Source organism: Variovorax sp. SPNA7 (assembly GCF_033807855.1).
Taxonomy (GTDB): domain Bacteria; phylum Pseudomonadota; class Gammaproteobacteria; order Burkholderiales; family Burkholderiaceae_C; genus Variovorax; species Variovorax beijingensis.
Genome location: NZ_CP138513.1, coordinates 3,005,967 through 3,026,633 on the forward strand (window position 1 = coordinate 3,005,967; position 20,667 = coordinate 3,026,633).

Here is a 20,667-nt window from a genome sequence, read left to right on the forward strand (position 1 = left end):
TCTCACTCTTCAATCCCAAAGAAAAACGCCATGGCCTATCTGCAGCCTTCCGAATTCGTCACCAAGATGGTGGACGCCGGTGAATCCAAGATCTTCATGTCCACGCGCGACACGCTCATCCGCGCCTTCATGGCGGGCGCGATCCTCGCACTGGCGGCGGTGTTCGCCGTCACCATCAACGTGCAGACCGGCTACTCGATCATCGGGGCGATCCTGTTCCCGGTCGGCTTCTGCATTCTTTACCTGCTCGGCTTCGACCTCTTGACCGGCGTGTTCGTGCTGACGCCGCTCGCGCTGATCGACAAGCGCCCGGGCGTGACCATCGGCGGCGTATTGCGCAACTGGGGCCTCGTCTTCGTCGGCAACTTCCTCGGCGCCTTCACGGTGGCCGTGCTGATGGCGATCGTCTTCACCTTCGGCTTCACCAGCCCGCCCGACAAGGTCGGCCAGGTGATCGCCACGATCGGCGAGGCGCGCACGGTGGGCTATTCCGACCACGGTGCCGCGGGCATGCTGACGCTGTTCGTGCGCGGCATGCTGTGCAACTGGATGGTGTCCACCGGCGTGGTGGGTGCGATGATCTCGACCTCGGTGACCGGCAAGGTGCTGGCCATGTGGATGCCGATCATGGTGTTTTTCTTCATGGTGTTCGAGCACTCGGTGGTCAACATGTTCCTGTTTCCGTCGGCGCTGCTCATGGGCGGCAATTTTTCGATCATGGACTACATCATCTGGAACGAGATCCCGACCGTGCTGGGCAACCTGATCGGCGGCCTGTCGTTCACCGGCCTGACGCTGTACGCCACGCACGTGCGCACGGCGCCCAAGCGCGTTCCGCGCTGAACCTGCGCGCCATCGCCGCCTGACGATGCGCTCCGGCCTCGCGGTCTCCATCGGCCAGCACTCCGACAAGGGACGCAAGGATTCCAACCAGGACTTCCACGGCGCCGCCCTGCCGGACGCGCCGGGCCGCAGCGCCAAGGGCGTGGCCGTTGCGATTGCCGACGGCATCAGCAGCAGCGACGTGAGCCACGTGGCCAGCGAGTCGGCAGTGCGCAGCTTCCTGACCGACTACTACTGCACCTCCGACGCATGGAGCGTGAGCCGCTCGGCGCAGCGCGTGCTCACGGCCGCCAACGCCTGGCTGCACGCGCAGACCCAGAACAGCGGCGGCCGTTTCGACAAGGACCGCGGCTACGTCTGCACCTTCAGCGCGCTGGTGATCAAGTCGACCACGGCGCACGTCTTCCATGTGGGCGACACGCGCGTCTACCGTTGGCATGCCGAAGCGCTCGAGCAGCTGACCGAAGACCACCGCGTCTCGGTGGCCGGCGGGCACAGCTACCTGAGCCGGGCGCTGGGCGTGGGCCCGCATGTGGAGATCGATTACCAGGCCCTCGCCATCGAGAAAGACGATGTCTTCCTGTTGACTTCCGACGGCGTCCATGAACACGTGGATGCGGCCGTCATCAGTACCGCGCTCGATGCCCACCCCGGCGACCTGGACGCCGCGGCAAGAAGCATTGCCGAGGAAGCGTACCGGCGCGGCAGCCCCGACAACCTGACGGTGCAGGTCGTGCGCGTCGACGCCCTGCCCGATGGCGACATCAACGAACTGCAGGCGCAGCGCGCGGCACTGCGCCTGCCGCCGGTGCTCGAGGCGCGCATGCCGTTCGACGGCTACACCATCGTGCGCGACCTGCACCGCAGCAGCCGCAGCCACATCTACCTGGCGGTCGACGACGACACGGGCGAGCGCGTCGTGCTCAAGACGCCATCCGTCGACCTGCAGAACGACGAGGCCCATCTCGACCGCTTCCTGCTCGAGGAATGGGTGGCGCGGCGCATCGACAGCGCGCACGTGCTCAAGCCGCATGTGCCGCAGCGCAAGCGCAACTACCTCTACGTGGCCATGGAGTTCGTCGACGGGCAGACGCTGGCGCAATGGATGGTCGACAACCCGCGGCCGAGCCTGGAATCGGTGCGCGGCATCGTGGAGCAGCTGGCCAGGGGGCTGCAGGCCTTCCATCGCATGGAGATGCTGCACCAGGACCTGCGGCCCGAGAACGTCATGATCGACCGCACGGGCACGGTGCGGATCATCGATTTCGGCTCGGCCTGGGTGGCGGGCCTGGGCGACAGCAAGCTGGCCGACCCGGCCCAGGTGCTGGGCACGGTGCAGTACACGGCGCCCGAGTACTTCGTCGGCGACGGCGGCTCGCCGCAGTCCGACCTGTTCTCGCTGGCCGTGATCGTCTACCAGATGCTGACCGGCCGATTGCCCTACGGCGCGCAGGTGGCACGCATCCGCACGCGCGCGGACCAGCGCAACCTGCAGTACCGCTCGGCACTCGACGCGCAGCGCGCCATCCCGGCGTGGATCGACGAAGTGCTGCGCAAGGCGCTGCATCCCAACCCGCTCAAGCGCCATGAAGCGCTGTCGGAATTCGTCGAGGACCTGCGCCAGCCGCATCCCGATTTCCTGAACCGGCGCGGCACGCCGCTCGTCGACAAGAACCCGGTGGTCTTCTGGAAATGCACTGCCTTGCTGCTGGGCATGGCGGTGGTGGCGCTGCTTGGCGTGATCAGCCTGCGGACTTGAGCCGAGGGCGAGCATCGGCCCCTTCTTCAGAGCACGGAACGCCCCAGGAATTCGAAGCGCTGGTGCGGCGCCACGGTCTCGGGCAGCACGTACACCACGCCGCGGCGGCTGCCGAGCGCGGGCTTGATGTAGGCGTCATAGAACTCGGCCGGCACGTTGATGCAGCCATACGAGATGCGGTTGTCGGCCACGCTCGGCGATGCCAGCCGCTCCAGGCGGCGCTCCGACTTGTCGGTGGTGCGCACCCGGTGCATGGAAACGGCTGCGTCGTAGTCGATCCACACGATGTCTTCGCCCTTGGTGTTGCGCCCCGGCTCCGTCCTGAAGCGCCCTGCCGGCGTCGTACGCTCGTCAGGCCGAATCCTGGACATTTCCCGTTCGCCGATGCCTGGCACGGAGTCGTCGCCGCGCGCCAGGCCCAGCAGCACGGGCGACCAGCCCTGGAGCCGGCCCGCCGCGTCGAAGACGAAGACGCGGGCGTTCTTCTTGTCGACCACCGCGAACGGAGCGGCCCGATTGTCCGCCGCGGCCACCACGGCCCGCGCGAGCCAGCGCGGATCTTCCACCGCGGCCGGCGACGGGGTCGAGGCCGACAGCGACAGAAGAGAGAGCAAAACGAACGCGGCAAGCGCGCGGCTCGCCGCGCCCGGTGCAGTTGTCACGGCATGCATGGATCGGCCGTGCTGCGTGGGACCGGAACGGACCGCGTTCAGTTGCGGTCGGCGCGCGCCCGCCGCATCGCAGGCGTGTCGCCCGAGGCGGCCATGGAGGTGCCGGCGCTGCTGCCGGTGTCGGTCGAGCCTTGTGCCGTGGGCGCAGAGCTTGCCGGAGCACTGCCGGTCTGCGGGCTCTGCGGCGTCACGCCCGTGGTGCCCATCGGACCGCCTGACGGATTCTGCTGGCCTGCCGCGGTGGCCGGATTGGGGGGCGCCGTGGTGGGTGGGTTGCCTTGCGCAAAGGCTGCGCCTGCGGCACCCAGGGCAAGTGCTGCAAGGAGTCTGGAAGTGCTGTTCATGGTCATGTCTCCTGAAAAAAGCCGGCTGTCCCCGGCAGATAAGGGCCGTGCCGGACCGGATGCCCGACCTTGGAAAAGCTAGGTCCTTGCCGGCGGCGCCGGGTCGGCTCGCAGCGCGGCACGCTGTAGGAGGGCTACCTCTTGGCGTCCGCGTCGCGGCCCTGCTCCGCCTTGTCCGTGTCCTTGTCCTTGTCTTGCGGCGCCTTGGGCAGCTTGACCTTGGTCACCGTGACGGACACCGGGTCGCTCGCGGGAAAGGACTCCTCGACCCCGCTGTCCAGGGCCTCCTCGCTCGGCGCCTGTTCGGTCGGCTTGGCGGGCTCGACCGGCGGCTTGCCGTGGTTCTTGGAGGTGGGAAAGGGAAAGGCTTTTTCCGAAGAAGTCATCTTGGGCTCCTCAGGCCATCCAAGCGCTCAAGGCTTGGACGGCTCCTGGTTGGTCTTGGGGCGGAGGTCTTCCCGCAGCCCGAAGGCTGCGGAATCGTCGTGGCGCGAGGCCTCCGCGTTCTTGCGCTTGCGCGCCATGCCTTCGGCCGGCGCCGGTGCCGAGTCCGGCTCGCCGGCGGCCGAGGAACCGGTCGCGAACTTTTCGCCCGCGCCGATGTTGTCCACGCCGCCATCCGTGGTGGGGCGCGATCCGTCGCCTGAACCGAGGCTTCCGGGTGCTCTGGTCATGTCGATCGACTCCTCTCTGTTCTGGGGAACACAAGTTGGAACGAACCGATTCTGGGAGGTACCCCGGTCGCGCACGTAGGACGAGGCCAGCGTCCCTTAGTCGGAAGCTTCCTCGCCCCGGCGCCGCCGTTACGTTGTTGAATGTTGCCGAAGTGTTTCGTTAAAGGCGCAACACCTTGCCGGCGGCGCTCGAATGGATCAGCATCCAATGCCCCCTATTCACATTTGTATGTGATAAATTCACATAACTAACATTGTGAAACATTGATGGCCAGCTGAATGAAAAAGCACTCGTTTCCGCGCAAACGCAATGGCTTCACATTGATCGAATTGATGATCACGGTGGCGATCATTGCCATCCTGGCGTCCATCGCGTATCCCAGCTACCAGCAATACATCATCCGGTCCAAGCGCTCGGCGGCCCAGGCACAGATGATGGACATCGCCAACCGCCAGCAGCAGTTCCTGCTGGCCAACCGCAGCTACGCGACCAAGGACGCCCTCACGGCCAGCGGCTACGCGCTGCCCGCGGAGGTTGCGGCCAACTACGGCTACACCATCACGCTGCAGGATCCAACCGCCACAGAGGTGCCCAGTTTTCTCCTGACCTTCAGTCCTACGTCCACGGGAAGCCAGCGGGGAGATGGCGACCTCACCCTCGACAACCAGGGCGTCAAGACGCCGGCGGGCAAATGGTGAGGCGCCATTTGCCCGCCGCACCGAACGGCCGCGCGCAGCGCGGTGCCACGCTGCTGGAGGTGCTGGTCACACTGGTGATCGTCTCGTTCGGGCTCTTCGGGCTCGTGGGCCTGCAGGCGCGGCTCCAGACGTCGGAGATGGAGTCCTACCAGCGCTCGCAGGCGCTGATCCTGCTCAACGACATGGCCAGCCGCATCGCCACCAACCGCCGCGCCGCCGCCAGCTATGTCACGGACTCGCCGCTGGGCGCTGGAGACACTTGTCCGACCGCCATCGCCTCGCGCCAGCAGGTGGATGCGAAGGAGTGGTGCGACGCCTTGCAGGGCGCGGCCGAGACCTCGGGCGACACCAAGCTCGGCGCGATGATCGGCGGCCGTGGCTGCGTGCAAAGCCTGGGCAACAACGAATACCTGATCACGGTCGCCTGGCAAGGCCTGGTGCCCACTGCCGCGCCGCCGGCGGGCGTGCCTTGCGGCAAGGACATGTACGACGCCGCCGCCTCGGCCTCGCCCAGCGACCCGGCACCGGCCTGTTCCAGCGACAGGTGCCGCAGGACCGTGACGACGCTGGTGCGCATCGGGAATCTCTCATGAGCCAGGCCCGCTTCGCGACCGCGGTCCGGCGCCCTGCCCGGCTTGCACGCGCTTCGCTGCGCCAGCGGGGGCTGACGCTGATCGAGCTGATGGTGTCGATCACCATCATGCTGATCGTCGTGGCCGCGCTGCTTGCGCTGTTCCTCAACGTGAACAACACCCAGCGCGAGATGGTCAGGGTCAACCGCCAGATCGAGGGCGGGCGCCTCAGCATCTTCGTGCTGGAGAACGAGATTTCGCACGCCGGCTTCTGGGAAAACTACATGCCCGAGTTCGATGACCTCACGGTCAGCGGCGTGCCCCAGAAGGTGCCCACGGGCACGGCGCCCGATCCCTGCCTGGCCTACTCGGCCGCCAACTGGACCGACGACTACAAGCGCAGCCTGCTCGACATGCCCGTGCAGGCCTACGCCGCGGTGCCCGCCACCTGCACCGACCTGCTGCCGAACCACAAGACCGGCACCGACGTGCTGGTGGTGCGCCATGCCGAGACATGCGTGGCGGGCGCGCCCAACTGCGAAGCCGACACGCTGGGCAAGCTCTACTTCCAGTCGTCGTTCTGCGGTACGCAGAAGCCCTCGGAATTCGACCTCAGCACGGCCGGCTTCACCACCATGCTGGCCAAGAACTGCACTGCGCAGGCGCCCAAGCGCAAGTTCATCTCCGACATCTACTACGTGCGCACCTACGCCGAGACCGTGGGCGACGGCATTCCGACCCTGGCGCGCTCGCGCTTCGACCTGTCGGCCACCGGCCTCGCGCAGCAGCCGCCGGTTCCGCTCATCGAGGGCATCGAAGGCTTCCGCGTCGAACTGGGCCTGGACACGCTCGGCAAGACCGGCGCGCTCGTGAACTACGCCCAGGCCATCAACTGGGCCGACACCGCCAACAGATCCACGCCCACCAACCGCGGCGACGGAAGCCCCGACGGCAACTTCGTGCACTGCAGCACGGCTTCGCCCTGCACTGCCGACCAGCTGATGAACGTGGCGGCGGTCAAGCTCTACGTGGTCGCCCGCAGCATCGAGATCTCGCCGGGCCACAACGACACGCGCACCTACAACCTGGGAAGCGGAGCGATCGGCCCCTTCAACGACCACTACAAGCGGCATGCGTTCACCACCGCGATCCGCATGACCAACGTGACCGGACGCAGGGAAACGCCGTGAAGCCATCGACAACTCACCCCACCATGCGCCGGCAAGGCGGCGCGGCGCTGATCGTCGGGCTGATCATGCTGCTGTTGATCACGCTGGCCGTGACGGCGGGTTTCACGCTCAGCAACACCAACCTCAAGTCGGTGGGCAATATGCAGAACCGCAACGAAGCCGTGGCCGCTTCGAACCGGGCGATCGAGGAAGTGGCGGCCTCGCTGCTGCTGCCGGGTGTCGATGGCTCGCCTTCGCTGGCGGCGCCCCAGGCCACTGCGAGCCTGGTCGACATCAACAACGACGGCACGCCCGACTACACGGTGGACATAGCACCGCCGACCTGTGTGCGTGCGACCAAGTCGACGGACACCGGCGGCGGCGCCGTCGGCCCGGGCGGCATCGGCGGCGGGGCATCCACGGCAGGCTCCGGGCTCAATGCGCTGCCCGATCAATACAACTCGGTGTGGGACATCAGCACCACCGTGACGCATGCCGCCAGTGGCACGGTCACCTCGGTTCGCCAGGGCGTGCGCGCGCTCCTGAGCAAGGCGCAGTTCGAAGCGCTGTGTTCCTAGCCACGCCCACCTCCGAATGATCACGACGATGAACGGATCGCCATCATGAAAAAGAACCTCTTCCGGTCGCTTTGCGCCGCTGCGATGCTGATGCTCGGCCTGGGCTCGGCACAGGCGGAAGACATCGATCTCTTCGTCGGCCACGACCGGACCGTCGCAGGCAAGCCGAACGTGCTGTTCGTGGTGGACAACACGGCCAACTGGACGCCGCTCTTCGCTGCCGAGATGACAGCGCTGGCCTCCGCCTTCAGGGGCCTCGAAGACGGCGGCTTCAATGTTGGGCTGATGCTGTTCAGCGAAACGGGCAACGGCAACTCGAATCTCGACGGCGCCTACGTGCGCGCCGGCGTGCGCCTGATGGACGCCACCACCAAGGCCACGTACGCCAGGATGATCGACACTCTCGATGTGGGGGCCGACAAATCAAACAGCGGCAAGGCCGGCAAGATGATGGCAGAGGTCTACCGCTATCTGGCCGGCCAGGCACCCCTGGCCGGCAACAACAAGCTCAAGGCCGACTACAGGGGCAATGTCTCCACCTATGGCCAGGGCAACAACGAATCCGCTGGATCCGTCGCGTCCAGGGCGATCTGGGCGCTTCCCGGCAATCCGCTGGATGCATTCAACGGCACTGCCTACAACGCCCCAAGCACCGCCAATTGCGCCAGAACCTATGTCATCTATGTCAGCAACGGCGCCACGCAGGACAGCAACAACGACACCACGACAGCGGCTGACGCACTGCGCCTGGCTGGCGGCGACACGGCCACCATCACGCTCCAGGTGAGCGGCTCGCAGGACAACATGGCCGACGAATGGGCCAGGTTCCTGAAGAGCAGCATGGGCGTCAGCGTCTATACCGTCGAAGCAGCCGTTGCAACGGGGGGACAGGCTCCAGGCTGGACCGCACTGCTCGAGAGTATGGGAAAGGTAAGCAGTGGCGGGTACTACAAGGCCGCTGGCGCGGCTGATGTGGGCAAGGCGCTGAACGACGCATTCGACGATATCTTCAGCAAGATCCAGTCGGTCAACAGCGTCTTCGCGTCGGTGAGCCTGCCCGTGAGCGTGAACACGCAGGGCACCTACCTGAACCAGGTCTTCGTGGGCATGTTCCGCCCCAACGATGCCGCCCTTCCGCGCTGGAACGGCAACCTCAAGCAATACAAGCTCGGCGTGGACGCCGAGACCAAGCAACTGGTGTTGCAGGACGCGGACAGCGCCAACGCCATCAACGACAAGACCGGCTTCATTACCCCATGCGCACGAAGTTTCTGGACGCCGACCGAGCTCAACGACTACTGGAGCTTCAATCCCGCCGGCGATTGCGTACGCACCGACCCGATCACCAAGCTGCCCGTTCCCGGACTTGACGCTTCGGACAGCCCCGACGGCAACGTGGTCGAAAAAGGCGCACAGGGCTACATGCTGCGACAAGTGCTCACAGCCAACCGCAACGTCATGACCTGCGCGCCGGGCGCTTGCACGGCGCTGACGAGCTTCGTCGACGGCAACACGAGCATCACGTCCGATGCCCTGGGCGCGCAGTCCGATACCGACCGAACAAAGCTGATCAACTGGCTCCGGGGCCTGAACAACAAGGGCGACGAGACGAAAGACGGTGACGGAAAATTCACGACCTCCACCACCGCCATGCGCCCCTCGGTGCACGGCGACGTGGTGCATTCGCGTCCGGTGGCCATCAACTACGGCAGCGACGACCTGGCAAATGCACAGGTGGTGGTGTTCTACGGCGCCAACGACGGCGTGCTGCGCGCCATCAACGGCAACCAGGCCACGGACATCGGTTCGGCGCCGCCCGGCGGCGAGCTGTGGTCCTTCGTGCCGCCGGAGTTCTACGGCAGCATCAAGCGGCTGTACGACAACACCACCCGCATCAACTTTCCCGGCATTCCGGCCATCGCGGATACTCCCACCCCCGCCCCCAAGCCCTATGGCATGGACGGCCCGATGGCAGCTTACCGCCAGGGCACTTCGGCCTGGCTCTATGCGAGCATGCGCCGCGGCGGTCGCCTGATCTATGCCTTCGACGTGTCCGACGCCGCAGCGCCGGTTCTCAAATGGCGCCGCGGCTGCCCCAACCAGGACAACGACGACGGCTGCGGCACCGGTGCCAACGACATGAGCGGCATCGGCCAGACCTGGTCGGCCCCCAAGATCGTGAAGGCCAGCGGCTATGGCGCCGGCAACACGCCCATGGTGATGTTCGGCGGCGGCTACGACAAATGCGAGGACGTCGATACGACCGAAGAAGCCAGCGCCTGCGGCGCTGCCTCCAAGGGCAAGAAGATCTACGTGCTCGACGCCAGCACGGGCGACGTCCTCAAGACCTTCGACACCGTCCGCGCGGTCAGCGGCGAGATCACCATCGTGAACGACAGCACGGGTCTGGCCAAGTTCGCCTACGCGGCCGACCTGGGCGGCAACGTCTACCGCATCACCATGGGAACCGGCGCGCCCGCCAGCTGGGAGATGGCCAAGATCGCCTCGCTCGGCTGCGACGTTCCTGAGGCCACCTGCACGCCCAACCGCAAATTCATGTTCGGTCCCGATGTGGTCGAGGACAACGGCATGTACGTGCTGCTGCTGGGTTCGGGCGACCGCGAGAAGCCGCTGCGCTCCTACGCCGCCGCGCTCAGCGTCTCCAACCGCTTCTACATGCTGGTGGACAAGCCCTCGGATAGCACCTGGCTCAGCGCCGAAGCCAGCCGTTGCAACGGCAGCACGCTGCTGTGCCATGGCTCGCTGTTCGCCATCACGGCGACCACGGAGCCTACGGCAACCGAGCTCGCAGCCAAGAAGGGCTGGTACCTTGCGCTTGCGGCCGGCGAGCAAGTGGTGACCTCGTCGGTCACGGCCTATGGCAACACCACCTTCAACACCCATACGCCGACCGACCCGGCCGTGAGCCAGTCCTGCCGCGCCGACCTGGGCACCGCCAATGTGTACAACCTGTCGTACCTCGACGCGACGGGACAGAACGGTCCGCGCTTCCAGAACGTGGTGGGCGGCGGCCTCGCACCCTCGCCCGTGGTCGGCCGGGTCAACGTGGATGGCGTCCTGCGCGACGTCGTGATCGGCGCCAACCCCGATTCGTTCCTGAGCCCGAAGGGCGCCGCGGTCAAGGCCGCCTTCAAGCAGCCCAAGGGCCGCGTCTACTGGTTCATCCAGAAGTAAAAGAGGAAAAAGGGATGGCCATGGCCGGTACGCGCGCCCGCGGTTTCACGCTCATCGAGCTGATGGTCACCCTCGTGGTGCTGATCGTGCTGGTGTCGGTGGCGGTTCCCTCCTTCGACTACATACGGCTTTCGACCCGGCTGAATTCCTACGCGACCGATCTCGTCGCCGGCAGCCAGCTCGCGCGCAGCGAGGCCATCAAGCGCAATGCGTCCGTCACGCTGTGCGCCTCGTCCAACGGCACCAGCTGCGCCACCGACGGCCAATGGGAAGCCGGCTGGATCATCATCAGCAGCGGTGCGACACCCACGGTGATCCAGAAGCAGCCCGCGGCCGCCAGCGGCTACCGCATCCGCGACAGCGGCGGCCTCAGTGCGCTCGCGTTCGAGGGCACCGGCGTCGGCGCCACCGCGGCCAACTTCACGATCTGCCGGGCTACCCCGCTGGGTACCCCGAAGCGGCTGGTCAAGATCAGTGCCACCGGCCGTTCCTCGGTCACGCGGACCGACGCAGGAAGCTGCGCCGCATGAATGAGGTCTTTTTTGTGCGATCCTCGGCGACGCGGACAATAGTGCACTGATCGACGGCCCCGGGCCCCTTCAGTCCCGGCGGCCGCACCGCAATCGCATCAGAAGAAACGCCTCATTTCATGGAACACCAGCTCGACTGGGCATTGGCCGCCTGCGCCCGCATCCTGCGGCCGGTGGTCAGGCTCGCCCTGGCGATGGGGGTGAAGCACCCGCACCTGGAAGTCCTGCTGCGCGACCTGCTGCTCGAGGAGGCCAAGCGCTCCTGGCGCCAGCAGGGGGTGGCAAAGCCCAATATCAGCCAGCTGTCCGTCACCACCGGGCTCAACCGCAAGGCCGTGACGGCCAAGGTCCGCGACACCGTCAACGCCCTGCCCCACACCGAGATCTCGGCCGCGGCCAAGACTTTCACGCTGTGGCTGCAGATGGTGTCGCAGAACCAGTCCTTCCAGCGCTTGCCGATCACCTCCGACGGGGACGATGCGCCCTCCTTCGAAACCGTGGCCAGGCTCGGCAGCCGCGGCAACGTGCACCATCGAACCATCCTCGACGAGCTGGTGCGCCTGAACATGGTGGCCGAGCAGGACGGCTATGCCGAACTCAAGGCCAGCGGCTTCGTGCCGGTGGACGACCTGCAGTCGATGCTGGCATTCCTTGGCGACAACGGCCGCGACCACCTGCTGGCGGCGGTGTCCAACACGCTGGGCGAAGAGCCCCGCATGCTCGAACGCTCCGTGTATGCGCGCGGCCTCGGCCTGCAGGATTGCGAAAATATCCACCAGATGGTGCGCGACCGGTGGGCGGCCCTGCACCTGGAACTGGCGGGCGAGATGAACCGCGCGGTCGACCAGGCGCCCGACGGCGCCAAGGGGCGCATGCGTGTCGGGATCTACACCTACTATGAAGACGAGGCGGCGCCGGGAGCGCCTCCCGTCCCCGCGCCGCGGGACAAAGGAACACGATGACGAAAAACCACCACTTCCGATGGATGCGCGGCATCCTCTTTGCCGGAGCCATGGCCCTGCTGCTCTCGTGCGGAGGCGGCGGCAGTGGCGGAGGCTCGGCAGGCAGCCTGGCCGGGATTTCCGGGAGCGGTGCGACGGGCTCCGGAAGCGACGGCGCGGGCACGGGAGGTAGCGGGAGCGACGGCACGGGCGGCACCGGCACCGGTACCGCGGGCGGCTCGGACGGCACGAGCACCGCCGGCAACGGCAGCGACGACGGCTCCGGCGTGGGCTCGGGCGGCACCGGCGTGAGCACCGCCGACGCCACCGGCATCGGCTCCGTCGGCGGGCTGGGCAGCATCATCCTGAACGGGGTGCGCTACAACACCGACGCCGCCGCCACCAGCCTGGAGGACGCCACCGAACTGCAGATCGGCATGAGCGTGCGCATTGCCGGCAAGATCGACAGCGAATTCACCGCGGCCACGGCGCAGCAGGTCGAATCGGCTGCCGAGCTGCGCGGTGCGGTCTCGGCCATCGATATCGGCGGCGGCAGCTTCGCCGTGATGGGCACCACCGTCACCATCGACAACGCCACCGTCTGGAGCGGCGCGAACAGCCTGGCCCAGCTCGCGATCGGCAGCGTGGTGCAGGTCTGGGGCCTGCCCTCGGCGCCGGGCACCTTGCGCGCCACGCGCGTCGAACTGAAGCTGGTGCCGGCAGAGCCGCTGGTGACCGGCATGGTGCAGAACCTGGACCGGCTCGCACAGCAGTTCACGCTGGGCCAGCTCACGGTGCGCTACGCCGGTGCGGTGTTCTCGGGCGGCATCGACGCCTCCACGCTGGCCGAGGGCGCCATCGTCCGCGTGCGCGGCAGCGCTGCGCCGGTGCTGGGCACTTTCACTGCAAGCAAGGTGCAGGGCTGGTACGCGGTGCCAACGCAGAACGCCGCCGCGGTGCAGCTCGCGGGTGTCATCACGAACTACGGCGGGCTCAATGCCTTCAAGGTGCTGGGCACGGCCGTCGATGCGTCGAGCGCCATCGTCACGGGCGGCCCGGCGAGTTCGATCGGCGACGGCGTCAAGGTGGAACTCGATGGGTTCATGACCAACGGCGTGCTGGTGGTGAAGAAGCTGCGCATCCGCTATATCCCGGGCACCGGCGGGCCGGTCGCCTTCACGGTGATCGGCGCCATCGGCAATTACCTGTCGCCTTCGAGCTTCGTGGTGAGGGGCCAGCAGGTGAATGCCAGCGGCCCTGCAACGGTCTTCGAGAACGGCAGCGCCGCCGACCTGGCCAACGGCCGCCGCGTCACGGTGGTCGGCAATGCGGTGGTGGATGGCGTGCTGACCGCGCAGACCGTCACGTTCCTTACGCCCTGAGAGGCTGCCCCACCCCGGGAACTCGCGGAGGCGCCAGGGGTACCAACCTACCAGGGCCGGCGCAGCTCGCCTGCCCTGGCAGGCATGAAAGAAACGGGAGCACAAAAGAACACGGGCGCGGCCGTTCTGGGCGCGCTGCGCCGCGCCGCCCGGGCGCTCGTCTTTGCGGTGCTTGCAGGCGTGCTCGCCACCTGCTGGGCCGATCCGGTGCGCCTGCGCCAGGCTTTCGCGGAACAGGTCGACCGCCGGCTCGAATTGCCGCCTGACGAAGCACAGCGCTACGGGAATCTCGCGCGCGATGAACTCAGGCGCGCGGGCATCGCCGACGAGCCGTCCCAGTACGCCCTGCTGGTGGACCGCAGCGCCTCGGTCCAGGCCATCTTCGTCTTCTGGCTGCCGGCTGGCGCTGCGCCCGTGCTGATCGGAGCGGCGCCGGTATCGACCGGGCGCCGCGGCGGGTTCGAATACTTCGAAACGCCGCTCGGCGTGTTCGACCACTCGGTGGCGAACCACGACTTTCGCGCGGAGGGCTCGCGCAACGAGTTCGGCATTCGCGGCTACGGCGAAAAGGGAATGCGCGTGTTCGATTTCGGATGGCAGCAGGCGCGGCGCCTGTGGGGCCGGGGCGGCACGAGCACGATGCGGCTGCAGATGCACACCACCGATCCAGACCGGCTCGAGCCGCGGCTGGGCAGTGTGCAATCGAAGGGCTGCATCCGCATTCCGGCCAGCCTGAACCGCCTGCTCGACCGCCTGGGCGTGCTGGATGCCGACTACCTCAGGGCCAAGGCCGAGGGCGGCGCGCCGTGGGTGCTGCCGCCGGACCAGGCGCCGGTCGAAGGCGCCGGGCGCTACCTCATCGTCGTCGACACCGGCCGCTCCGAACGGCCCACCTGGTCGCCGCCGCCGAAGCCCGGCCCGTTGCCCGCGGGCGCCGACTCTGCGCCCTAAGCCGCAGGGCCCAGCCCGATCGGCGCCGGCACGATGTTCACGATGCGGGTGAAGAGCGCCTCGTACTCCCGCTCCGGCCGGTAGCCGGTGAGCGGATCGCGGTTGCGGCCGAACGCCTCGTCGAGCTCGCGCCAGTCCTCGGGGGTCAGCACCTTCTCGGCGAGCGGCAGGATCTCGCGCTCCTCGATCGCCATGTGGTTCAGGTAGAAGTCGACGTACTGCCCCATCGCGCTTTCGAAGGCCGCCCGCCGCGAGTCGCCCAGCATCTCGAAAGCCAGCATCGCGTGCTCCACGTTGCGGATCTTCCGCTCGCCCCAGGCATGGTCGTTGTCGAGCCGGTCCATCAGCTCGCGCGAGATCGGCGTGCGGGCGCGCAGCTTGGGAAACAGCAGCTCGCTCTCCTTGCGGTGATGGCGTTTTTCCGGGAATTCGTCCACGTAGAACAGCATGGCCCGCAAGGCCGCGAAGTCGGGCGGGGTTCCCTTGCGGCGGTGCTGTTCGAGCAGCATGATGATGGAGCGCAGCATGGCGGCAAGCGCCGCATGCTCCTGGCGAATGATGCGAACGGTGGCATTGGTCATGGATGTGGCTCCTGTGCGTACCCGAGGATCGCGGGTCCGGGCCTGCACAGGGTTGCTGCAGATCAAACGCGATGCTTCCGGTTCGATCCTTTCGCACCGCGAGGACGCCTTCGCTTGATCCGCATCAAGCCGCGCCTGGCACCGGTCCGGACACTGGCCGCACACCCACCTCAAAGCAAAGCGAGGACACCATGTACCAGCGAATTCTTGTTCCTGTCGATGGAAGTTCGACATCCAGCCATGGCCTGGGCGAAGCCATTCGCCTTGCCAAGGTCACCGCAGGGCGCCTGCGCCTGATCCACGTCATCGACGAGCTCTCCTTCGCCCTGGCAATGGACGCCCATGCGGGCCGGACGGGCGACTGGCTCGACGAACTGCGCGCCGGCGCGACCAAGCTGCTCGAGGAAGGCAAGGCAAGGGCCGGCGCCGAAGGCGTCGAGGCCGACTCGGTGCTGTGCGACAACTTCAGGGGCGCCGTTCCCGACCGGGTCACGGCCGAGGCGGCTTCCTGGCCCGCCGACCTGATCGTGCTGGGAACGCACGGCCGCCGCGGCCTCGGCCGCATGGTGATGGGCAGCAGCGCGGAGCAGATACTGCGCAGCGCGAGCGTTCCGGTGCTGCTGGTGCGCGCGCCCGAATCGCATGCCAAGGCGGAAGCGGCGCGCTTCACGATGCCGAGCGGCGCGGTGGCGAGCCAGTAGGCTGGCCGGTCCTGCTATCCGTCCAGCGGCACGCCGCCGCCGAAACGGCTGGTCCACTGGTCCAGCATTTCCTGCTGGACGGCCTTGGCCGACTCCTGCCAGGCGGCCAGCATTCCCCACTGGACCTGCTGCGCCTTCAGCACGCTCGCGCCGCAGGCCGCCTGCCAGTCGAGCAGGGAGCGAAAGTAGGCATCGACCCACGCCGATGCGGGTGTCGCGGGAACGTTGCTGTCCATGGTGTGCTCCTTCAGTCCGAAAGTGAAATTGCGTGCAAGCCAAGCATCCGTTCGTTGCCGCCCGGCCGCTCAGGCGTAGGAACGCAGGCGCTTCGAGAACTCGGCCAGGGGCGCGATGCCGCTGGCTTCCGCACGCTGGCACCAGTCCTGCAGCTGCCTGACCAGCTGTTCACCGGTTGCGGCGGAACGGCTCCACAGTGCCGTCAGTTCCCTGCGCATCGAGTACATCGTATCGAGCGCGCGCGATCCGCGCAAAGCCAGCGCGAGCCGCATGCGCCGCGATTCGTCGAGCATGCGCTCGTCCTTGGCCAGCCAGTGCCTCACGGCCCGCAGCGAATCGGCCTCGCGTGGCGACAGGCGGCGCAGCCGGCTGAGCTCTTCGGCGTAGGCCTGCTTCAGGGAGCGCGCATAGCTCGAGAGCACGTCGTAGTGGCACCGGATGACCGCCTGCACAGTGTCCAGGTCGACGGCCGGCTTGGGCGCCGCGAGCCGCGGCGTCGGCGCCACGTGCTTCACGGTGGCAAGGCCGAGTGCCTGCAGCGTGCGGATGTAGAGCCATCCCGCATCGAATTCATACCACTTGCACGACAGCTTGGCCGAGGTGGGAAACGCGTGGTGGTTGTTGTGGAGCTCTTCCCCGCCGATGAGGATGCCGATCGGCGAGATGTTGGTGCTGGCGTCGGGCGATGCCCAGTTGCGGTAGCCCCAGTAGTGGCCGATGCCGTTGACCACGCCGGCGGCCCAGAACGGGATCCACGCAATCTGCACGAGAAGAATCAGCCCGCCGGGCACCACGCCGAAGAGCACCATGTCCACGATGCCCATCAGCACGATGCCGAGGATCTTGTGGCGCGAATACAGCCTGCGCTCGATCCAGTCGTCCGGCGTGCCGTGGCCGTAGCGCGCGATGGTTTCCGGCTTGTCGCTTTCGCGGATGTAGAGGAAGACGCCGCCCCACAGCACCCGGTGGATGCCCAGCACCTGCGGACTGTGCGGATCTTCGGGCGTGTCGCACTTCGCGTGGTGCTTGCGGTGCACCGCGGCCCATTCCTTCGTCACCATGCCCGTGGTCAGCCAGAGCCAGAAGCGGAAGAAATGGCTGGCCGCGGGATGCAGCTCCAGTGCGCGGTGCGCCTGGTGGCGATGCAGGAAGATGGTGACCGAGGCAATGGTCACGTGGGTCAGCGCGAGCGCCACGAGCACGGCGCCCCACCATGGAAGATCGAAGACGCCGGAAAGGAGTACGGACGGCTGCATTTGCACCTCTTGAACGATCGCGCATTCTGCAAAGCCCCTGGCGCACGGACCTTGATATGGCGCAAGCGCGCCGCGGCGCTGCGGCCGAAGAATGAAGGCGTTCGGCAACCGCGTAAAAGATGTGAAAGAAGGCGACGCAAAGAGCCCGCAGCTAACACTGGAATTGCAGCGCGAAGCAAGGGTGCGGGCCGTGTGCGCCGATAGTGTCGGCAAGGGGCACGTGGACAGCGGACGCCGAGCAGGAAGCCCCTCCTCTCTTTGAAAGGTTTGAGATGAACCTGAACCCCGATATTCAACTCAGGCACGAGGTCTTCGCCCAACTGAACTGGGACCCGGCGGTGTTCGGCTGCGATGTCGATGTGCGCGTGGCCGACGGCGTGGTCACCTTGCATGGCCAACTGGCCAGCGAGGATCTGAAGAGCGCCGTGGAGCGCGCCGTGCGCCGCGCCGAAGGCGTCACGCTGATCGTCAACCGGCTGACCACCGCGGAATGCACGAACAATGACTGAACAGGACGACTTCGCGCTGCTGGACGCCTGGTGGCGCGCGGCCAACTACCTGTCCGTGGGCCAGATCTACCTGATGGACAACCCGCTGCTGCGCGAGAAGCTGAGCCTTTCGCACATCAAGCCGCGGCTGCTGGGCCACTGGGGCACGACACCGGGCCTGAATTTCGTCTATGCGCACATGAACCGCGCCATCGCGGCCCGCGAGCTCGACGCCATCTTCATCGCCGGTCCCGGCCACGGCGGCCCGGGCGTGGTCGCCAACACCTATCTCGAGGGCAGCTACAGCGAGGTCTACCCCGCCATCGGCCGCAACGCCGATGGCATGAAGCGGCTCTTCACGCAGTTCTCGTTCCCGGGCGGCATTCCGAGCCATGTGGCACCCGAAACGCCGGGCTCGATCCATGAAGGCGGCGAGCTCGGCTATTCGCTGCTGCACGCCTACGGCGCGGTGTTCGACAACCCCGCCCTGCTCGCCTGCTGCGTGATCGGCGACGGCGAGGCCGAGACCGGCGCCCTCGCGGCAAGCTGGCATTCCAACAAGTTCCTGAACCCCGAGAGCGACGGCGCCGTGCTGCCGGTCCTGCACCTGAACGGCTACAAGATCGCCGGTCCCACGGTGCTCGCGCGCATTCCGGACGAAGAGCTGGCGCAACTGCTGCGGGGCTACGGGCACGAGCCGTACTTCGTTGCCGGCCACGAGCCCGCGCAGATGCACCGGCTGATGGCGGCCGCGCTCGACAAGGCGCTCGACCAGATCCACGCCATCCAGGCCAGCGCCCGCGAGAACGGGTTCCGCGAGCGGCCGCGCTGGCCGATGATCGTGCTGCGTTCGCCCAAGGGCTGGACCGGGCCGCGGCAGGTGGACGGCGTGCCGGTCGAGGGCACCTTCCGCGCGCACCAGGTGCCGCTCACCGGCTTTGCCGCCAAGCCGGAGCATGTGGGCCTGCTCGAAGACTGGATGCGCAGCTACCGGCCCGAGGAGCTGTTCGACGAAGGCGGCGCGCTGCGGCCCGAGATCGCGGCGCTGGCGCCCAAGGGGGCGAGGCGCATGAGCGCCAATCCGCACGCCAACGGCGGCCTGCTGCTCCGGGACCTGGCCATGCCGCCCTTCCGCGACCACGCGGTCGAAGTTGCGGCGCCCGGCGCGGTGGATGCGGAGGCCACGCGCGTTGCGGGCCTGTTCCTGCGCGAGGTTATGCGCCGCAACGAGGCGGCGCGCAACTTCCGCGTCATGGGGCCGGACGAAACCACGTCGAACCGGCTGGGCGCGCTGTTCGACGTCACCGCGCGGACTTCCACCGCCGAGATCCTCGCCGGCGACGACCACGTGTCGCCCGACGGCCGCGTGATGGAGGTGCTCAGCGAGCACCTCTGCCAGGGCTGGCTCGAAGGCTACCTGCTCACCGGGCGCCATGGCTTCTTCTCGTGCTACGAGGCCTTCATCCACATCGTCGATTCGATGTTCAATCAGCATGCCAAGTGGCTCAAGGTGACGCGCGGCATCGGCTGGCGCCGCCCGATCGCCTCGCTCAACTACCTGCTCACCAGCCATGTCTGGCGGCAGGACCACAACGGCTTCAGCCACCAGGACCCGGGTTTTCTCGACCACGTGGTCAACAAGAAGGCCGAGGTGGTGCGCGTGTACCTGCCGCCCGATGCCAACACGCTGCTGTCGGTGGTCGACCATTGCCTGCAGAGCCGCAACTACGTGAACGTGATCGTTGCGGGCAAGCAGCCGGGCCCGCAGTGGCTGGACATCGAATCGGCGGTGCGCCACTGCACCGTGGGCCTGGGCATCTGGACCTGGGCCAGCAACGACGAAGATGGCGCGCCCGACGTGGTGATGGCCTGCGCGGGCGACGTGCCAACGCTCGAGACGCTGGCGGCCGCCGACCTGCTGCGCAGGATGCTGCCGGAGCTGAAGGTGCGCGTGGTGAACGTGGTCGACCTGATGGCGCTGCAGTCGCCCGATGCGCATCCGCACGGACTGCCCGACGCGGACTTCGACGCCGTCTTCACCACCGACCGGCCGGTGGTCTTCGCGTTCCACGGCTATCCCTCGCTGGTCCACCGGCTCAGCTACAAGCGGACCAACCACGACAACTTCCATGTGCACGGCTACTGCGAGGAAGGCACCACCACCACGCCGTTCGACATGACCGTGCTCAACCGGCTCGACCGCTTCCACCTGGCCGCCGACGCCATTGCGCGCGTGGAGCGCTTTCGCAACAGCGCGGGCCACGTGCAGCAGCATCTGCGCGACAAGCTGCTGGAGCACCGCGCCTACGTCAACCTGCACGGCAAGGACATGCCGGAGATCGAGGACTGGCGCTGGACGAACTGAACGCGCGGCAGCCGGGTCCGGCGCGCGCCGTCAGCGGCACCAGTCCGCGATCCGGTGGCCGAGGTCCGACCAGAGCGCCTGCAGCGCCACCGCCGCCAGCAGCACGCCCGCCAGGCGAGCGCCCCAGGCCTGGAGCCGGCCGGTGCCGCCCCAGCGCAACCGCTGCCACAGCCATGGCGCCAGCACCAGCGAGATGCCACTGCCGATGGCAAACGACATCATTGCGAGGCCGCCCTGCAGCGGACCGTTGCCCAGGCTGGCCAGCAGCAGCGCCGAGTAGAGCAGCCCGCAAGGCATGGCCACCCAGAGTGCGCCGGCTGCCAGCAGGCCCAGCGGCGTGCCCCCGGCCATCGGACGAAGGCGCGCTTCGAGCGTTCGGCCGATGCGCTGCGCCCATACCGGCTGCCGGCCCGCGACGGCCAGCATGGCGCCCCATGCGAACACGAACACATGCAGCAGCATCCACAGCGGCCTGAGCGCGGCGACCTGTGCGCTGGCCTGGGCCAGGCTGTCCACGCTCGCGGCGGCGATGGCGCCCGCGGCGGCGTAGCTCGCGATGCGGCCCAGGTGGAAGGCCGCCGGCGCCGCGAAGGCTGTGCCGCCATGGCCGCCCGCCGCCACCGGCACGATGCGGATCACGGCGGCCGAGGCCGCGCCGCACATGGCCACGCAATGCGGGCCGCCTGCAAGGCCCATCAGCAAGGCGGCGCCGGCCCATGCGGTCTGCATGC

General features: G+C 67.5%; 22 protein-coding genes. 14 read left to right on the forward strand and 8 right to left on the reverse strand.

What is annotated here, in order from left to right; genetic code table 11:
• Positions 1 to 30: 30 nt before the first annotated feature.
• The gene (locus RZE77_RS14005; RefSeq protein ID WP_319432662.1) at positions 31 to 843 is read left to right on the forward strand and encodes a formate/nitrite transporter family protein; all 813 of its coding nucleotides are present in this window, start codon (positions 31 to 33) and stop codon (positions 841 to 843) included.
• A gap of 25 nt (positions 844 to 868) precedes the next feature.
• On the forward strand, positions 869 to 2,602 hold the full coding sequence (locus RZE77_RS14010; RefSeq protein WP_319437998.1) for a bifunctional protein-serine/threonine kinase/phosphatase: 1,734 nt from the start codon (positions 869 to 871) through the stop codon (positions 2,600 to 2,602).
• Positions 2,603 to 2,628: 26 nt separating this feature from the next.
• Here RZE77_RS14010 and RZE77_RS14015 read toward each other — a convergent pair whose 3' ends face one another.
• From RZE77_RS14015 to RZE77_RS14030, 4 genes are all read right to left on the reverse strand, one after another.
• A complete protein-coding gene (locus RZE77_RS14015) occupies positions 2,629 to 3,273 on the reverse strand; it encodes a L,D-transpeptidase (protein WP_319437999.1) in 645 nt (214 codons plus the stop codon).
• Between the two features lie 38 nt (positions 3,274 to 3,311).
• Positions 3,312 to 3,617, reverse strand: a complete 306-nt coding sequence (locus tag RZE77_RS14020; protein ID WP_319438000.1) for a proteophosphoglycan ppg4 — start codon at positions 3,615 to 3,617, stop codon at positions 3,312 to 3,314.
• 134 nt (positions 3,618 to 3,751) lie between these two features.
• Positions 3,752 to 4,003 carry a hypothetical protein gene (locus tag RZE77_RS14025; protein WP_319438001.1) on the reverse strand — a complete coding sequence of 84 codons (252 nt, stop codon included), beginning with the start codon at positions 4,001 to 4,003 and terminating at the stop codon, positions 3,752 to 3,754.
• A 27-nt stretch (positions 4,004 to 4,030) separates the two neighbouring features.
• Complete coding sequence (locus tag RZE77_RS14030) at positions 4,031 to 4,291, reverse strand: hypothetical protein (protein ID WP_319438002.1); 261 nt, start codon at positions 4,289 to 4,291, stop codon at positions 4,031 to 4,033.
• 279 nt (positions 4,292 to 4,570) lie between these two features.
• Between RZE77_RS14030 and RZE77_RS14035 the strand changes: the two genes are divergently transcribed.
• From RZE77_RS14035 to RZE77_RS14075, 9 genes are all read left to right on the forward strand, one after another.
• Positions 4,571 to 4,990, forward strand: coding sequence for a type IV pilin protein (locus tag RZE77_RS14035; protein ID WP_319438003.1), 420 nt, complete (start codon positions 4,571 to 4,573; stop codon positions 4,988 to 4,990).
• Complete coding sequence (locus tag RZE77_RS14040; RefSeq protein WP_319438004.1) at positions 4,984 to 5,583, forward strand: prepilin-type N-terminal cleavage/methylation domain-containing protein; 600 nt, start codon at positions 4,984 to 4,986, stop codon at positions 5,581 to 5,583. The genes RZE77_RS14035 and RZE77_RS14040 overlap by 7 nt, the downstream gene beginning before the upstream one ends.
• On the forward strand, positions 5,580 to 6,752 hold the full coding sequence (locus RZE77_RS14045) for a PilW family protein (protein ID WP_319438005.1): 1,173 nt from the start codon (positions 5,580 to 5,582) through the stop codon (positions 6,750 to 6,752). The genes RZE77_RS14040 and RZE77_RS14045 overlap by 4 nt, the downstream gene beginning before the upstream one ends.
• The gene (locus tag RZE77_RS14050; protein ID WP_319438006.1) at positions 6,749 to 7,309 is read left to right on the forward strand and encodes a pilus assembly PilX family protein; all 561 of its coding nucleotides are present in this window, start codon (positions 6,749 to 6,751) and stop codon (positions 7,307 to 7,309) included. Before RZE77_RS14045 ends, RZE77_RS14050 begins: the two co-directional genes overlap by 4 nt.
• A gap of 45 nt (positions 7,310 to 7,354) precedes the next feature.
• On the forward strand, positions 7,355 to 10,504 hold the full coding sequence (locus tag RZE77_RS14055) for a pilus assembly protein (RefSeq protein WP_319438007.1): 3,150 nt from the start codon (positions 7,355 to 7,357) through the stop codon (positions 10,502 to 10,504).
• A gap of 20 nt (positions 10,505 to 10,524) precedes the next feature.
• Positions 10,525 to 11,034, forward strand: a complete 510-nt coding sequence (locus RZE77_RS14060; RefSeq protein WP_319438008.1) for a GspH/FimT family pseudopilin — start codon at positions 10,525 to 10,527, stop codon at positions 11,032 to 11,034.
• Between the two features lie 119 nt (positions 11,035 to 11,153).
• Positions 11,154 to 11,996 (forward strand): DUF6502 family protein, encoded by an 843-nt coding sequence (locus RZE77_RS14065; RefSeq protein ID WP_319438009.1) that lies wholly within the window; start codon positions 11,154 to 11,156, stop codon positions 11,994 to 11,996.
• A complete protein-coding gene (locus RZE77_RS14070; RefSeq protein ID WP_319438010.1) occupies positions 11,993 to 13,357 on the forward strand; it encodes a DUF5666 domain-containing protein in 1,365 nt (454 codons plus the stop codon). The genes RZE77_RS14065 and RZE77_RS14070 overlap by 4 nt, the downstream gene beginning before the upstream one ends.
• Positions 13,358 to 13,441: 84 nt before the next feature.
• The gene (locus tag RZE77_RS14075; protein WP_319438011.1) at positions 13,442 to 14,308 is read left to right on the forward strand and encodes a L,D-transpeptidase family protein; all 867 of its coding nucleotides are present in this window, start codon (positions 13,442 to 13,444) and stop codon (positions 14,306 to 14,308) included.
• On the opposite strand, the gene RZE77_RS14080 is transcribed toward RZE77_RS14075, so the two are convergent.
• Complete coding sequence (locus RZE77_RS14080) at positions 14,305 to 14,889, reverse strand: hemerythrin domain-containing protein (protein ID WP_319438012.1); 585 nt, start codon at positions 14,887 to 14,889, stop codon at positions 14,305 to 14,307. The two genes, RZE77_RS14075 and RZE77_RS14080, sit on opposite strands and share 4 nt — an antisense overlap.
• Positions 14,890 to 15,080: 191 nt before the next feature.
• Here RZE77_RS14080 and RZE77_RS14085 point away from each other — a divergent pair, with 191 nt between their 5' ends.
• On the forward strand, positions 15,081 to 15,590 hold the full coding sequence (locus RZE77_RS14085) for a universal stress protein (protein WP_319438013.1): 510 nt from the start codon (positions 15,081 to 15,083) through the stop codon (positions 15,588 to 15,590).
• Positions 15,591 to 15,604: 14 nt separating this feature from the next.
• On the opposite strand, the gene RZE77_RS14090 is transcribed toward RZE77_RS14085, so the two are convergent.
• The gene (locus RZE77_RS14090; protein ID WP_319438014.1) at positions 15,605 to 15,826 is read right to left on the reverse strand and encodes a hypothetical protein; all 222 of its coding nucleotides are present in this window, start codon (positions 15,824 to 15,826) and stop codon (positions 15,605 to 15,607) included.
• Between the two features lie 69 nt (positions 15,827 to 15,895).
• Complete coding sequence (locus RZE77_RS14095; RefSeq protein WP_319438015.1) at positions 15,896 to 17,083, reverse strand: DesA family fatty acid desaturase; 1,188 nt, start codon at positions 17,081 to 17,083, stop codon at positions 15,896 to 15,898.
• A 272-nt stretch (positions 17,084 to 17,355) separates the two neighbouring features.
• Here RZE77_RS14095 and RZE77_RS14100 point away from each other — a divergent pair, with 272 nt between their 5' ends.
• Entirely contained in the window at positions 17,356 to 17,592 is a 237-nt protein-coding gene (locus RZE77_RS14100) for a BON domain-containing protein (RefSeq protein ID WP_319438016.1), read from the forward strand.
• Positions 17,585 to 19,936, forward strand: a complete 2,352-nt coding sequence (locus RZE77_RS14105) for a phosphoketolase family protein (RefSeq protein ID WP_319438017.1) — start codon at positions 17,585 to 17,587, stop codon at positions 19,934 to 19,936. Before RZE77_RS14100 ends, RZE77_RS14105 begins: the two co-directional genes overlap by 8 nt.
• A gap of 30 nt (positions 19,937 to 19,966) precedes the next feature.
• Here the strand turns inward: RZE77_RS14105 and RZE77_RS14110 are convergent, their stop codons facing one another.
• A complete protein-coding gene (locus RZE77_RS14110; protein WP_319438018.1) occupies positions 19,967 to 20,665 on the reverse strand; it encodes a sulfite exporter TauE/SafE family protein in 699 nt (232 codons plus the stop codon).
• Between the last annotated feature and the right edge of the window lie 2 nt (positions 20,666 to 20,667).